Consider the following 14,044-nt stretch of genomic DNA (forward strand, 5'->3'; position numbering starts at 1 on the left):
ACCTGACCTGGTTTAAAGGTATGCGGGCACGAGGCAGTGCTTGTGCTCGATGTGATATTCGAACTCCTCGCGGAAGTTCTTGATCATCGCTTCCACCGGCATCGCGGCGGCGTCGCCCAGTGCGCAGATGGTGCGGCCCTTGATGTTGCCCGCGATGTTGTTCAGCAGGTCCATGTCTTCCGGACGGCCCTTGCCGTTCTCGATGCGGTGGACCATGCGGTACATCCAGCCGGTGCCTTCACGGCACGGGGTGCACTGGCCGCAGGATTCTTCGTAGTAGAAGTACGACAGGCGCAGCAGCGACTTGACCATGCAGCGGGTCTCGTCCATGACGATCACGGCGCCCGAACCGAGCATCGAACCTGCCTTGGCGATCGAATCGTAGTCGAGGTCGGTATCCATCATGACCTCGCCGCGGATCACCGGCGCCGACGAACCGCCCGGGATGACAGCCTTGATCTTCTTGCCGCCGCGCATTCCGCCGGCCAGCTCCATCAGCTTGGCGAACGGGGTGCCCAGCGGGACTTCGTAGTTGCCCGGACGCTCGACGTCGCCCGAGATCGAGAAGATCTTGGTGCCGCCGTTGTTCGGCTTGCCGAGCGCCATGTAGTTTTCCGGACCCAGGTTCAGCAGGAAGGGAACGGCCGCGAAGGTCTCGGTGTTGTTGATCGTGGTCGGCTTGCCGTACAGGCCGAACGAGGCCGGGAACGGCGGCTTGAAGCGCGGCTGGCCCTTCTTGCCTTCGAGCGACTCGAGCAGCGCGGTTTCTTCGCCGCAGATGTAGGCGCCGTAGCCGTGGTGGGCATGCAGCTGGAACGAGAAGTTCGAGCCCATGATGTTATCGCCCAGGAAGCCGGCGGCGCGCGCCTCTTCCAGCGCTTCTTCGAAGCGCAGGTATTCCTGGAAGATTTCGCCGTGGATGTAGTTGTAGCCCACGGTGATGCCCATCGCGTAGGCGCCGATGGCCATGCCTTCGATCAGCGCGTGCGGGTTGTAGCGGATGATGTCGCGGTCCTTGAAGGTACCCGGCTCGCCTTCGTCGGTGTTGCAGACGAGGTATTTCTGGCCAGGGAACTGGCGCGGCATGAAGCTCCACTTCAGGCCGGTCGGGAAACCGGCGCCGCCGCGGCCGCGCAGGCCCGAGGCCTTCAGGTCGGCGATGACCTGTTCCTGGCTGACGCCGCCTTCGAGGATCTTGCGCAGGGCCGAGTAGCCGCCGCGCTTGACGTAGTCGGCCAGGTGCCAGTTCTCGCCGTTCAGATCCTTCAGGATCAGCGGATTGATGTGACGGTCGTGCAGGCTGGTCATTTGTTCAGTTCCTCAAGCAGGGCGTCGATCTTGTCGTCGCTCATGAACGAGCACATGCGGTGGTTATTCACCAGCATCACCGGTGCGTCGCCGCAGGCGCCCATGCACTCGCCTTCCAGCAGGGTGAACTTGCCGTCGGCGGTGGTTTCGCGGTAGTCGATGCCGAGCGCATCCTTGATGCGCTGGCCGGCGCGCTCGCCGCCCGACAGGGCGCACGGCAGGTTGGTGCAGACCGTGATCTTGGCCTTGCCGACCGGCTTCAGGTTGTACATGTTGTAGAAGGTCGCCACTTCCTGCACGGCGATGGCCGGCATGCCGATGTAGTCGGCGATTTCCTGCATGGTTTCCGGCGACAGCCAGCCCAGTTCGACCTGGGCGTGGGCCAGCGAGGCCATCACAGCCGACTGGCGTTGATCGGCTGGGTACTTGGCCAGCTCGCGATCGATTTTTTTATAGCATTCCTGCGATAACATTTTCTTGACCTCTTAACGATCGATACTGCCGAACACGATGTCCTGGGTGCCGATGATGGCCACCGCGTCTGCAATCATGTGGCCGCGCGACATTTCGTCGAGGCTCTGCAGGTGGACATAGTCCGGGGTGCGGATCTTCAGGCGGTAGGGCTTGTTGGCGCCGTCCGACACGATGTAGATGCCGAACTCGCCCTTCGGGTGCTCGATCGCCGCATAGGCCTCGCCTTCCGGCACGTGGAAGCCTTCGGTGAACAGCTTGAAGTGGTGGATCAGCGATTCCATGTTGGACTTCATGTCCATGCGGTTCGGCGGCGCGATCTTGTGGTTGTCGATCATGACCGGACCCGGATTCGCACGCAGCCAGGTGATGCACTGCTTGATGATGCGGTTCGACTGGCGCATTTCTTCGATACGCACCAGGTAGCGGTCGTAGGAGTCGCCATTGGTGCCGACCGGGATGTCGAACTCGACCTTGTCATAGGCCGCGTAGGGCTGCTTCTTGCGCAGGTCCCAGGCCACGCCCGAACCGCGCAGCATGGCGCCGGTGAAGCCCATGGCTTTCGCGTCTTCCGGCGAAACCACGCCGATGCCGACCGTACGCTGCTTCCAGATACGGTTGTCGGTCAGCAGGGTTTCGTATTCGTCGACATAGCCGTCGAAGCGCTTGGTGAAGGCGTCGATGAAGTCCAGCACCGAACCCTGGCGGTCGCGGTTGAGGTCGTCGATCGCTTTCTTCGAGCGGATCGGCGACTCCCTGTGCTGCGGCATGAAGTCCGGCAGGTCGCGGTACACGCCGCCCGGGCGGTAGTAGGCCGCGTGCATGCGCGCGCCCGACACCGCTTCGTACACGTCGAACAGGTCTTCGCGGTCACGGAAGGCGTACAGGAAGGGACCCATGGCGCCGATGTCGAGCGCGTGCGCGCCCAGCCACATCAGGTGGTTCAGGATACGGGTGATCTCGTCGAACATCGTGCGGATGTACTGCGCGCGGATCGGCGCTTCGATTCCCAGCAGCTTTTCCACTGCCAGCACGTAGCCGTGCTCGTTGCACATCATCGACACGTAGTCCAGGCGGTCCATGTACGGGACCGACTGCAGGTAGGTACGGGTCTCGGCCAGCTTCTCGGTGCCGCGGTGCAGCAGGCCGATGTGCGGGTCGGCGCGCTGGATCACTTCGCCGTCCAGCTCCAGCACCAGACGCAGCACGCCGTGCGCTGCCGGGTGCTGCGGACCAAAGTTCAGGGTGTAATTCTTAAGCTCAGCCATTATTTCGATGTCCCGTAGGTTTCTTCGCGGATCACGCGCGGGATGTTCTCGCGCGGTTCGATCGTCACCGGTTGGTAGATCACGCGTTTCTGTTCAGGGTCGTAGCGCATCTCGACATAGCCCGTGATCGGGAAGTCCTTGCGGAACGGGTGGCCGATGAAGCCGTAGTCGGTCAGGATGCGGCGCAGGTCGCCGTGGCCGTCGAACAGGATGCCGAACAGGTCGAAGGCTTCGCGCTCGAACCAGTTGGCGGCGCGCCAGATCGGGGTGATCGATTCGACCAGGGGCATGTCGTCGTCCGGGCAGAACACGCGCACGCGCACGCGCCAGTTGTGCTCCAGCGACAGCAGGTGCACGACCACCGCGAAGCGCGGGCCGTCCCAGGTGCCTTCACCGTATTGGGAATAGTCGACGCCGCACAGGTCGATCATTTCTTCGAAGCGAAGAGAAGGATCGTCGCGCAGGGCCTGCATCGATTTGATGTAGTCGGCGGCCTTGACCACCACAGTCACTTCGCCCAGCGCCGAACTAATGGCAGCGCCCTCGCCCAGTGCATTTTTCAGGGCGAGTTCAAGGGTTTCGAGTTTCGTCGTCATGGTGTTTCGCTGTCTTTTAGCGCGCGATGGTGTCGGTGCGCTTGATCTTGTTTTGCAGCTGCAGGATGCCGTACAGCAGGGCTTCCGCGGTCGGCGGGCAACCCGGCACATAGACGTCGACCGGCACGATGCGGTCGCAGCCGCGCACCACCGAGTACGAGTAGTGGTAGTAGCCGCCGCCGTTGGCGCAGGAGCCCATCGAGATCACCCAGCGCGGTTCGGCCATCTGGTCGTACACCTTGCGCAGGGCGGGAGCCATCTTGTTGCACAGCGTGCCGGCGACGATCATCACGTCGGACTGGCGCGGCGACGGGCGGAACACAATGCCAAAACGGTCGAGATCGTAGCGGGCAGCGCCCACATGCATCATCTCGACCGCGCAGCATGCCAGGCCAAACGTCATCGGGAACATCGATCCCGTGCGCGCCCAGTTGATCAGCTTATCGGCTGTGGTGGTAATGAAACCTTCGTTTAATACGCCTTCAATTGCCATGGCTTATTCCCAATCAAGGGCACCTTTCTTCCAGATGTACCAGAAGCCCACGATGAATTCGGCGATGAACACCATCATCGTGACGAAACCGGTCCAGCCCAGTTCGCGCATCGAGACGCCCCATGGGAAGAAGAATGCCGTTTCCAGATCAAACAAAATAAACAGGATCGCCACCAGGTAGTAGCGAACGTCGAACTTCATGCGCGCATCTTCGAAGGCTTCGAAGCCGCATTCATACGGGGACAGCTTGGCTGCGTCGGGACGGTGCGGACCGAGGATGCGGCCGAGCACCTGCGGGGCGACGCCGACGCCGACGCCAATCAGGATAAAGAGAAGTACGGGGAAGTAATTTTCGAGGTTCACGGTGAAGCCTATTTGAACGATCGGTTAATCAAACACTGCAGGGCTGCAGCGCCGAATCGCGCGAACCTGGCTCGGGCCTTCTACCAGGACCACTCGAATCGTAAAAAAGCCAGCGCAGGCAGGAGAGCGGTTGCTCATTGCGCCCTTGCTGGCTTCTTTGTATCTTGGTGCCGACGGCGAGACTCGAACTCGCACAGCTTTCGCCACTACCCCCTCAAGATAGCGTGTCTACCAATTTCACCACGTCGGCTGGAGACCAGTATTTTACCCTGCTTTAGCACTACTTTTCAATGCACAAATTGCGCTAGCACAAGGAAATTACTAAATTACTCAACATTTCCTTGATGCTTGCCAAACTAGATAGCAGGGTTGGCAGCATTGAGTGGGTTTTCACCCTTCACCACAGGCGGCACACCAGATGGCGAGCCGCATTCTACTCCGATTCCGGAACGGACGTGCGTCCGCCCCGTTTTTACCTGGTCGGAGCCGGTGCAACTGGTGCAGCTGGCGCAGCAGGAGCCGCGGTCGACGGCGCCGGGTTCGACACCCCCGGGGTTTGCGGGATGTCGTTGACCGGAACGGCCGGCGCGGTGGCCGGGCCGGCGTTCGGGCCTGCGCCCGGCACGTCGCTAGGAATGCCGGTGGCCGGCGCCTTCGACGACGGCACGGTCACGCGCTCCATCACGCCGCCATCAGTGCCGGCTGCGGTGCGGCCATTGCTGAACCAGGCCAGGGCCAGGGTCGAGGCGAAGAACACGGCGGCCGCGACGGCGGTCGACTTCGACAGGAAGTTCGACGAGCCCGAGGCGCCGAACAGGCTGCCCGATGCGCCGGAGCCGAAGGCCGCGCCCATGTCGGCGCCCTTGCCGTGCTGGACCAGCACCAGGCCGATGATGGCCAGGGCCGAAATAACCTGCACGACAATAATCAGATTGAACAAGGTGTTCATTGCAATTCCATTCCCAAGTTAACGACGTTTTAAATGCTTTACTTCTAAAACTTTTGTCTGTTATGACGCTGCGCGGATGATGCCGAGGAAGTCTTCCGCCTTCAGCGCCGCGCCGCCAATCAGGCCGCCGTCAATATCCGGCTGCGCCATCAGGTCCGCCGCATTATCCGGCTTCATGCTGCCGCCGTACAGCACCAGCGTGTTTTCCGCGGCTTCAGCGTTGCAAGCACGCAGTTTTTCGCGCAGGGCAGCGTGCACTTCCTGGGCCATGGCCGGGGTTGCGGTCTTGCCGGTGCCGATCGCCCATACCGGCTCGTAGGCCAGCACGATCTTGTCGATGGCTTGCGCGCCGATGGCTTCCAGCACGGCGTCCAGCTGGGCATTCACGACCGCCATGGTCTGCCCCGCTTCACGCTGCACCAGGGTTTCGCCAACGCAGACGATCGGGGTCAGGCCCGCCGCCAGGGCGGCTCCGGTCTTCTTGGCCACCAGCTCATTGGTTTCGCCGTGGTAGGCGCGGCGTTCGGAGTGGCCGACGATCACGTAGCGGCTGCCGAAATCCTGCAGCATCGTCATGCACACTTCGCCGGTATAGGCGCCGACCGGATGGCAGGACACATCCTGCGCGCCCCAGGCGACCGGGGAGCCCTTCAGGATTTCTTCGGCCTGGAACAGGTAAGGCGCCGGCACGCAGACCGCAACGGCGGCCTTGGCATTGTCGAGCCCTTCGAGGATACCGGTCAGGAGCGTGGCATTGGCCACGCGGCTGCCGTTCATTTTCCAGTTACCTACGACGAGTTTGGGACGCATAGAAGCCCATGATTAGATTAACCCGCTATTCTAGCGGTCGAATATGTAGCGGTCAAACAATGGCTGAGCCACCTAGACGCGCTACTTCCCTTGTTGATTCAATCTCTTAGATCACTTCCAGCACGATCTTGCCGACGTGGGTGCTGGACTCCATCAGCGCATGCGCCTCGGCCGCCTGGGCCAGCGGGAACCTGCGGTAGATGACCGGCTTGAGTTTGCCTTGGGCGAACAGCGGCCATACGCGTTCGCGCAAGCTGCGTGCGATCGCCGCCTTGAACGCGACCGGGCGCGGGCGCAGGGTCGAGCCGCTGATGCTCAGGCGACGGCGCAGCACCTGGCCCAGGTCGATCTCGGCCTTCGCTCCACCGAGCAGCGCGATCAGGGCGATGCGGCCGTCGTCGGCCAGGCAGTCGATCTCGCGCGGGAGGTAGTCGCCCGCCACCATATCAAGGATGACGTCGACGCCCTTCCCGCCCGTCAGTTCCTTGACCACCTGGGCGAAATCTTCGGTGCGGTAATTGATGCCGCGCTCGGCGCCCAGCTGTTCGCAGGCGCGGCACTTGTCATCCGAGCCGGCGGTGGCGAACACGCGGTGGCCGAGCGCCGTGGCCAGCTGGATCGCGGTCACGCCGATGCCCGAGCTGCCGCCCTGCACCAGCAGGGTTTCGCCGGGCGCAAGGCGCGCGCGGTCGAACACATTGGTCCACACCGTGAAGAAGGTCTCGGGCAGCGAGGCCGCTTCCAGGGGCGTAAGACCTTCCGGGATCGGCAGGCACTGCTCGGCCGGCGCGGTGCAGTATTCGGCATAGCCGCCGCCCTGCACCAGGGCGCAGACCATGTCGCCCTTGTTGAAGCTGGCCGCGGCGTAGTCGCCGTCGACGATTTCGCCGGCCACTTCCAGTCCCGGCAGCTCGGAGGCGCCCGGCGGCACCGGGTACTTGCCCAGGCGCTGCAGCACGTCCGGGCGATTGATGCCGGCCGCGTGTACCTTGATCAGGACTTCGCCGGCCTTCGGCACGGGCGTCGGCCGTTCGCACAGCTGGAGGACGTCCGGGTTGCCGGGCTGCGTGATGTGGATGGCGCGCATGGAGGGCTCCCGTGTTGAAAAAACCGCAATTGTAAGGGAGTGCGGAAAAAGCTGTGCGTCCGGTTCCGCTTACCCGGTATAGGGACCGAACCAGCTGTTCCAGAATTCGTCTGCCGGCGCGCAGTGCTCCATGCGGCGTCGCTCGGCCACCCGACCATCCTTGGCCACGAGGCGAAGCGAGCACAGGAACGGATCACCGTATTCGATGTAGCCTGGCCGCTTCGGGACCGGAGGCAGGCCGAACTCGACCGAAATCGTCGCAGCGTCCAGTTCGTCCGGTGCCGCACCGTGCCGACCGAGCGCCTGACGCAGATGATGCGCCCACGTCCGTGCCAGGCTAGTGCTCGCAGGGAACGGAGGGTTCGCACAAGCGGCAAGCAGGTCCAGGTCGATTCTGTTGTCGGCCGCGCGGGCCTCGAAGTACATGACGCCCAGGGCCCAGTGGCGCTGATAGTCGTTGTCGCGGCCGACGAACTTGTCGAGCAATCCGGCTGCGATATGGTTGAGCTTGTATTTGGAAAGCATGCTTGCTGGCTAGTACACAGGCAATGCTGCAGCTTACCAGATGCGCTCAGGCACGCAGATGCTGCTCAGGAGGCGGCGCGACACTCACCCCGCGCAGGGTATCGCGACGCAGCCGGACCCGGGTATGCGGCGTACGGATGCCCGCCGACATGCCCCAGGCCGCAGCCCAGCGCAGCGCCCGGTCCGTCTCCGGCCCAAAAGGGCGCGCGGCCGAGGCGCGGTTCAGCGCGGCCGACATACGCTGCATTGCGTAAAGCTTTCTCATCGAAACAATCTTGGCCATGGAACCAAGATAGAACTTCCGACGAAGAGAAACCGTGCCCTACCTAACTCATTGCGCCAACCGGCTCGCGCGGGCTATAGAGCGGCGTCAAACCGGCATCCACGGCCTGCAGCGCCTGCAAGGCCATCGCATAGGCGCCGTCGAAGGATTTTGCTGCGGCAATGAAACGGCCGTTGTGGCAGAACTTCGCATCCGCCACGCCGGTGACGCGCGCCAGGTCGTCGTCGCGCAGGCCAGCCCAGCTTTCGGGAAGATCGGCGCGGGCGTCGAAGGTGTCGGTGGTAGCCGGCACCGTGTGCAGCATGTGACGGTCTTCCGACAGGCTGTGGCTGATCACGAAGAGCACTTTCGGCATTTCCTTGCGCACCACCGAACTCCAGGGCAGCGCGGCATTCTTCAGGAACAGCAGGCGGCCGTTTTCCAGCGTCCCGGACTGGCGCACCTGGGCCAGTGCGAGGATGGCGCCGACGCGGTACTTGACCGAGTTGATGATGACCTCGGTCAGGAAGTCCATCGCCTTGCGGAACTGGGCCAGGCGGTAGGCTTCGGCCTCGGCGCCGTAGCCGAGGCGCTGCTCATCCAGCCAGTTCGGGTTGAAGCCCGAGACCACGGCCGACATGCCATACCCGCCCGGCGCATTCTTCGCTGCCCCGACGTCGGACAAATCGAGGTACTGGACGATGTCGGCATCGATCGCATAGGCCATCTGCTGCGCGGTGTCGTCGTCGAGCCCGTGCCCGGTGTGTTCAGCGGCCAGCGCGGCCACGCAGCGCGCGCCGTACTCGCGCCAGACCAGGCCGGCGCTGGCATAGGGCACGCCGCTGGCGCGGGCGCCCTCGAAACCCTTCTGGTGGTGGTCGAAGCGGCCGCTGGCCGGGTCCCAGATGCCGCCAACGTCGACCACGAAGTCGGCGGCTTCGATGATGGAAGGCTCGCGGGTGCGGACGATCTCGGCTTCAGGGAAAAGAATGTGCAGGACGGCCACCGCCCATGCGTCGTCCGCATGGAACTTGCCGTTGTGGGTCACGATGACCATGAAGGCTCCAGGATGCTAGGTTCAAGGAGCGCATCATACCTGTTCCAAGCCCGCGGCTTCACACGGCTTCAGGCGCAAGCCGCTGCGCATGACTGTAAATCACATGCCGCCCTCCCCGCACGAAACCGGCCAGTGTCACCCCGGCCCGCCCGGCCAGCTGCACGGCCAGCGCGGTCGGCGCCGAGATCGCGGCCAGCAAAGGAAAGCCTGCACGCGCCGCCTTCTGCACCATCTCGAAGCTGGCGCGGCTGGTCACCACCGCGAAGCCCGCGGCGGTATCAAGCTTCGCGCGCAGCAGCGCCCCGACCAACTTGTCGAGCGCATTGTGGCGGCCGACGTCCTCGCGCACGCACAGCAGTTCGCCGCTGGCGTCGGCCCAGCCGGCCGCATGCACGGCGCCGGTCGCATGGTGCAGTTCCTGGCGCGCCGCCAGCGCCGCCATTGCCCGGTGCAGGGCTTCGGGCGGGAAGCGCGTGTCGGGAACGGCGCGCGCATCGAGGTCTTCGCCGTCGAACCAGTCCAGGCTTTCGATGCCGCACAGGCCGCAGCCGGTCCGGCCCAGGCGGGCGCGCCGCGTTTCCTTCAGGCGCATCATGGCGCCGGAAGCGATGCGCAGCTCGATGGCGACGCCGTGTGGCGCCTGCTCCACGTCGATATCGTAGATGTCGCGCGCATCGCGCACGATGCGTTCGGCCAGCGAGAAGCCGACGGCGAAGTCTTCCAGGTCGCGCGGCGTGGCCAGCATCACCGCGTGGCTGATGCCGTTGTAGACCAGGGCCACGGGCAGCTCGTCAGCCACCAGTTCGGATACGCCTTCCGTTGTGCCGTCCTGCCAGCGCGCCGCCAATACGCGGCTGGCGCCCGGCGGCGCAAAAAAGCCCTCGCCGGCGTTCATGACGGTCTCCCGCCGCGTTCGAGGATCACATCGATCGCCTTGGCTGCCGGCACCTTGCTTTCCTTGGCGTGGTGCCACAGCGGGATCAGGGGATTCAGTTCCGGGAAATAGCCGGCGATGCAGCCCTGCGGCACGTCGTAGGGCACCACCGCCAGGCCGGCGACGCGGCGCTCGACGCCATCCTCGGCCGCGCAGCGCAGGCTGACGATATCGCCCTGCGCCAGCGCGTACTTCGCCATGTCTGCGCGCGCCATGAAGATCACCATGCGGCTGCCATAGACGCCGCGGAAGCGGTCGTCGTGACTGTAGATCGTGGTATTGAACTGGCCGTCGCTGCGCACCGTGAACAGGCGCAGCGTGGCCGCCCCGCTTCTCAGGTCCGGGTTGCCCGCCAGCGTTTCCGGCACCGTGAACTCGGCCTTGCCGCTCGCGGTCTTCCACACCCGGTGTGCGGCGCCGAGCGGCTTGCGAAAGCCGCCGGGCTGCCACATGCGGGCATTGAAGTCGTGGAAGATGTCGGGATAGGTCGCTTCGATGGCGTCGCGGATGCTGGCGTAGTCGCCCACCCAGCGGTCCCAGTCGACGCGCGGGTTCGGGTCCAGGGTCGCCTTGGCGATGCCGGCCACGATCGCGGGTTCCGACAGCAGCGTTTCCGCGACCGGCTCGGCCATGCCGCGCGAGCCGTGCATGCAGGCGGTCGAGTCCTCGATGGTCACGGCTTGTTCGACGCCCTGCTGGCGGTCGATCTCGATCCGTCCCAGGCAAGGCAGGATGTAGGACGCCTTGCCGTGGACCAGGTGGTTGCGATTGAGCTTGGTGGAGACCTGCACCGTCAGGGGAATCTCGCGCCAGGCCGCTTCCATCAGGCCGCGCTCGGGCACCGCGCGCACGAAGTTGCCGCCCAGGCCGATGAAGGCTTTCACCTTGCGCGCCAGGATGGCTTCGCAGGCGTCGACCGTGTTCATGCCCTGCTCGCGCGGCGGTTCGAAACCGTACTGCTCCTTCAGTTTGTCGAGCGGCGCCAGTTCCGGCTTCTCGGTGATGCCGACCGTGCGCTGGCCCTGCACATTCGAGTGGCCGCGCACCGGGCACACGCCCGCGCCCGGCTTGCCGACGTTGCCACGCAAGAGCAGCAGGTTGACGACCATGGCCACGTTCTGCACGCCGTTGCGGTGCTGGGTCAGGCCCATGCCATACACCGCCATCACGGCGCTCGAGCTGCGGTAGACCTGGGCCGCGCTTTCCAGGGCGCCGCGGCGCAGGCCCGATTCGCGCTCGATGTCTTCCCAAGAGCAGGCACGCACCGACGCCTCGAATTCCGCGAAGCCATGGGTATGCTCCTGCAGGAAGGCGGTATCGAGCACGCGCTGGGCGCCGGCCGCGCGGGCGGCATCGTCGAAGTCGAAGATGGCCTTGCACAGGCCCATGATCGCGGCCGTGTCGCCGCCCGGCTTGACCTGGTGGTACTGGGTGCTGATCGGCGTCTCGGCGCCAGTGAGCATCTCCGTCGGCGACTGCGGATTGGTGAAACTCACCAGGCCGCGCTCGCGCAGCGGATTGAAGGTGATGATCGGCACGCCGCGCCGGCGCGCTTCCTGCAGCTGGTGCAGCATGCGCGGGCTGTTCACGCCCACGTTCTGGCCGAAGAAGAAGATGCAGTCGGTCTGTTCGAAGTCGTCCAGCACCACGGTGCCGACCGGCACGCCCAGCGTCTTCTGCAGCCCGACCGACGTGCTTTCATGGCACATGTTCGAGCTGTCCGGCAGGTTGTTGTTGCCATACATGCGCGCCAGCAGCGCGTACATGTAGGAGGTCTCGAGCGAGGCCCGGCCCGAGCTGTAGAACACGACTTCCTTCGGATCGAAGCTGCGCAGGCTTGCTCCGATCTCGGCAAACGCGGTGTCCCAGGCAATCTCGCGGTATCTGTCGGACTGGGCGTCGTAGCGCAGCGGGACGGTCAGGCGGCCCTGGTCTTCCAGGCTGTGATCGTCCCAGCTTTCCAGTTCGGTAACGGTGTGGCGTTCGAAGAAATCGGCGCCAATCGCTTTGCTCGTCGTTTCCCAGGCGGTAGCCTTGGCGCCGCTTTCGCAGAATTCGAAGGGATGCGGGTTGGCCGGCTTGGCCCAGGCGCAGCTGACGCACATGAAGCCGTCCGGCTTGTTCTGGCGCAGCAGCAGCCGGCTGTCCTTCAGCGGCACACGCTGGTGCAGCAGGATGGTGGTGACCTCCTGTACCGATCCCCAGCCGCCGGCAGGCATGGTCGGGTTCTCGATCCTGACGTCTCCAGAATGCTTGCTCATGGCGGCTCCTCGTCGATAGAAGCCTCACGCTAGTCCTGTTGCCAGCCTGACTCGGTGCGCCCGCCCACAAACACGGCGGGACGACGGGTCAACCCCCGGACAAGATTTCTCTACAATCCATGGAAAGTTCTTGCAGGAATGTTAATCTTTTCGGGCTTCGATGCCGCGCAAAGGATGCCCCTGTTGCCGTCTTGTCCACGGTGCGCGTGCTCGCTAGATTGATAGACGAGCTCATGCGTAACGCATGTGCACCACTGAAAGGAGCTTGCAATGAAACGCTTCCTGCCCCTGCTGCCGCTGCTACAACATGCAGCATCAAGACTCATGGACCTGTTCCCTGCCGATACTTCCCGCATGCAGCCGCGCCGGCGCCTGCTGCTGGGTAGCGCCATGCTGGCCGCCGCGCTGGCCCTGCCCACGCATCCGGCCAGCGCCCAGCCCTGGACCACCGAACACTGGACCGGCACCTGGGGCACGGCGCCGGCCGGTCCGCCTCCAGCAGCCAGCCTGCAGACCTTCACCGACCAGACCGTGCGCCTGATCGTCCACACCAGCATTGGCGGAAACCGCGTGCGCATCCGCGTGTCGAACGAATTCGGCACCACGCCGCTGACCATCGGGGCCGCCCGCATCGGCCTGCGCGCCAGCGGCTCGGACGTGGCCGCCGGCACCGACCGCGCCCTCACCTTCGGCGGGCGCAGCTTCGTCACCCTCCCGCCTGGCGCCCCGGCCGTGTCCGATCCGGTGGAACTGAACGTGCCGCCGCTGTCCGACCTGGCCGTGAGCCTCTACCTGCCCGGCACCGTGCCCGCGACCACCGTGCACCAGCTGGCGCTGCAGACCAATTACGTTTCCCTGCCGGGCAACTTCACGGCCGCCCCGAGCTTCCCCGTGCAGCGCACGATCCAGATCTGGCCCTTCCTGACCGAGGTCGACGTCGACACCAGCGGCCCGGCCATCGTCGCCCTGGGCGACTCGATCACCGACGGTACCCGCAGCACGCCCGACACCAACAACCGCTGGCCCGACTGGCTGGCGCGCCGGCTGCAGATCGAGCGCGATCCCGTCCTCGGCATCAACGCCCGCATCGGCGTGGTCAACCGCGGCATCAGCGGCAACCGCCTTCTGAGCGATTCGCCCAACACCCTGGCCGGGCGCAGCGCCCAGGAACGCTTCGACCGCGACGTGCTGGCCACAAGCGGCGTGCGCTACCTGGTGGTCCTGATCGGCATCAACGATATCGGCAACAGCTCGCCCACCAATCCGGTCACGGCGGAAGACCTGATCGCCGGCTACCGCCAGCTGATCCACCGCGCGCACGCCAAGGGCATCAGCGTGATCGGCGCCACCCTTACGCCCTTCGAAGGCGCGGGCTACTACTCGCCGGAGAAAGAAGTGGTGCGCCAGGCGGTGAACAACTGGATCCGCAACAACGACGAGTTCGATGGGGTGATCGACTTCGATCGCGTGACGCGCGATCCGGCCCGGCCGACGCGCTTCCTGCCGGCCTACGACAGCGGCGACCACCTGCATCCGAACGATCTCGGCTACCAGGCGATGGGCAATGCGGTGCCCTTGAGCCTGTTCCGCAGCGCTGCCGCCAGGGCCGCGGCCGCACCGGCGAAGTGAGGTCGTGGAGGCGCATGGAAAAACCGCCGGT

The 14,044-nt window shown here is 64.7% G+C and carries 15 protein-coding genes and 1 tRNA gene; 1 reads left to right on the forward strand and 15 read right to left on the reverse strand.

Annotated elements, in window-relative coordinates:
- Positions 1-12: 12 nt before the first annotated feature.
- From nuoF to LK539_RS00300, 15 genes are all read right to left on the reverse strand, one after another.
- Complete coding sequence (gene nuoF / locus LK539_RS00230) at positions 13-1,308, reverse strand: NADH-quinone oxidoreductase subunit NuoF (RefSeq protein WP_227798890.1); 1,296 nt, start codon at positions 1,306-1,308, stop codon at positions 13-15.
- Positions 1,305-1,781: an NADH-quinone oxidoreductase subunit NuoE gene (nuoE, locus tag LK539_RS00235; RefSeq protein WP_227798891.1), complete on the reverse strand. Its 477-nt coding sequence runs from the start codon at positions 1,779-1,781 to the stop codon at positions 1,305-1,307. The genes nuoF and nuoE overlap by 4 nt, the downstream gene beginning before the upstream one ends.
- A gap of 12 nt (positions 1,782-1,793) precedes the next feature.
- Positions 1,794-3,047, reverse strand: a complete 1,254-nt coding sequence (locus tag LK539_RS00240) for an NADH-quinone oxidoreductase subunit D (RefSeq protein ID WP_227798893.1) — start codon at positions 3,045-3,047, stop codon at positions 1,794-1,796.
- The gene (locus tag LK539_RS00245) at positions 3,047-3,643 is read right to left on the reverse strand and encodes an NADH-quinone oxidoreductase subunit C (protein ID WP_227798894.1); all 597 of its coding nucleotides are present in this window, start codon (positions 3,641-3,643) and stop codon (positions 3,047-3,049) included. The genes LK539_RS00240 and LK539_RS00245 overlap by 1 nt, the downstream gene beginning before the upstream one ends.
- A 16-nt stretch (positions 3,644-3,659) precedes the next feature.
- Positions 3,660-4,136, reverse strand: coding sequence for an NADH-quinone oxidoreductase subunit B family protein (locus LK539_RS00250; RefSeq protein ID WP_227798895.1), 477 nt, complete (start codon positions 4,134-4,136; stop codon positions 3,660-3,662).
- A gap of 3 nt (positions 4,137-4,139) precedes the next feature.
- The gene (locus LK539_RS00255) at positions 4,140-4,499 is read right to left on the reverse strand and encodes an NADH-quinone oxidoreductase subunit A (protein ID WP_227798896.1); all 360 of its coding nucleotides are present in this window, start codon (positions 4,497-4,499) and stop codon (positions 4,140-4,142) included.
- A gap of 165 nt (positions 4,500-4,664) precedes the next feature.
- Positions 4,665-4,749: transfer RNA gene (locus LK539_RS00260), tRNA-Leu, on the reverse strand.
- Between the two features lie 222 nt (positions 4,750-4,971).
- The gene (gene secG / locus LK539_RS00265) at positions 4,972-5,448 is read right to left on the reverse strand and encodes a preprotein translocase subunit SecG (RefSeq protein ID WP_227798897.1); all 477 of its coding nucleotides are present in this window, start codon (positions 5,446-5,448) and stop codon (positions 4,972-4,974) included.
- A gap of 60 nt (positions 5,449-5,508) precedes the next feature.
- Positions 5,509-6,258, reverse strand: coding sequence for a triose-phosphate isomerase (gene tpiA / locus LK539_RS00270; RefSeq protein ID WP_227798898.1), 750 nt, complete (start codon positions 6,256-6,258; stop codon positions 5,509-5,511).
- 106 nt (positions 6,259-6,364) lie between these two features.
- Positions 6,365-7,345, reverse strand: coding sequence for an NAD(P)H-quinone oxidoreductase (locus tag LK539_RS00275; RefSeq protein WP_227798899.1), 981 nt, complete (start codon positions 7,343-7,345; stop codon positions 6,365-6,367).
- 69 nt (positions 7,346-7,414) lie between these two features.
- Positions 7,415-7,870: a hypothetical protein gene (locus LK539_RS00280; RefSeq protein WP_227798900.1), complete on the reverse strand. Its 456-nt coding sequence runs from the start codon at positions 7,868-7,870 to the stop codon at positions 7,415-7,417.
- A 46-nt stretch (positions 7,871-7,916) separates the two neighbouring features.
- The gene (locus LK539_RS00285) at positions 7,917-8,135 is read right to left on the reverse strand and encodes a hypothetical protein (RefSeq protein ID WP_227798901.1); all 219 of its coding nucleotides are present in this window, start codon (positions 8,133-8,135) and stop codon (positions 7,917-7,919) included.
- A gap of 61 nt (positions 8,136-8,196) precedes the next feature.
- Entirely contained in the window at positions 8,197-9,189 is a 993-nt protein-coding gene (locus tag LK539_RS00290) for an MYG1 family protein (RefSeq protein WP_227798902.1), read from the reverse strand.
- A 58-nt stretch (positions 9,190-9,247) separates the two neighbouring features.
- Positions 9,248-10,084: a formate dehydrogenase accessory sulfurtransferase FdhD gene (fdhD, locus tag LK539_RS00295; protein WP_227798903.1), complete on the reverse strand. Its 837-nt coding sequence runs from the start codon at positions 10,082-10,084 to the stop codon at positions 9,248-9,250.
- Complete coding sequence (locus tag LK539_RS00300) at positions 10,081-12,384, reverse strand: FdhF/YdeP family oxidoreductase (protein WP_227798904.1); 2,304 nt, start codon at positions 12,382-12,384, stop codon at positions 10,081-10,083. The genes fdhD and LK539_RS00300 overlap by 4 nt, the downstream gene beginning before the upstream one ends.
- 270 nt (positions 12,385-12,654) lie before the next feature.
- On the opposite strand from LK539_RS00300, the gene LK539_RS00305 reads away from it, so the two are divergent.
- Positions 12,655-14,013 (forward strand): SGNH/GDSL hydrolase family protein, encoded by a 1,359-nt coding sequence (locus tag LK539_RS00305; RefSeq protein WP_227798905.1) that lies wholly within the window; start codon positions 12,655-12,657, stop codon positions 14,011-14,013.
- The last annotated feature ends 31 nt before the right edge of the window (positions 14,014-14,044 follow it).

The sequence above is a fragment of the Massilia sp. IC2-476 genome (assembly GCF_020707295.1).
GTDB lineage: Bacteria > Pseudomonadota > Gammaproteobacteria > Burkholderiales > Burkholderiaceae_D > Telluria.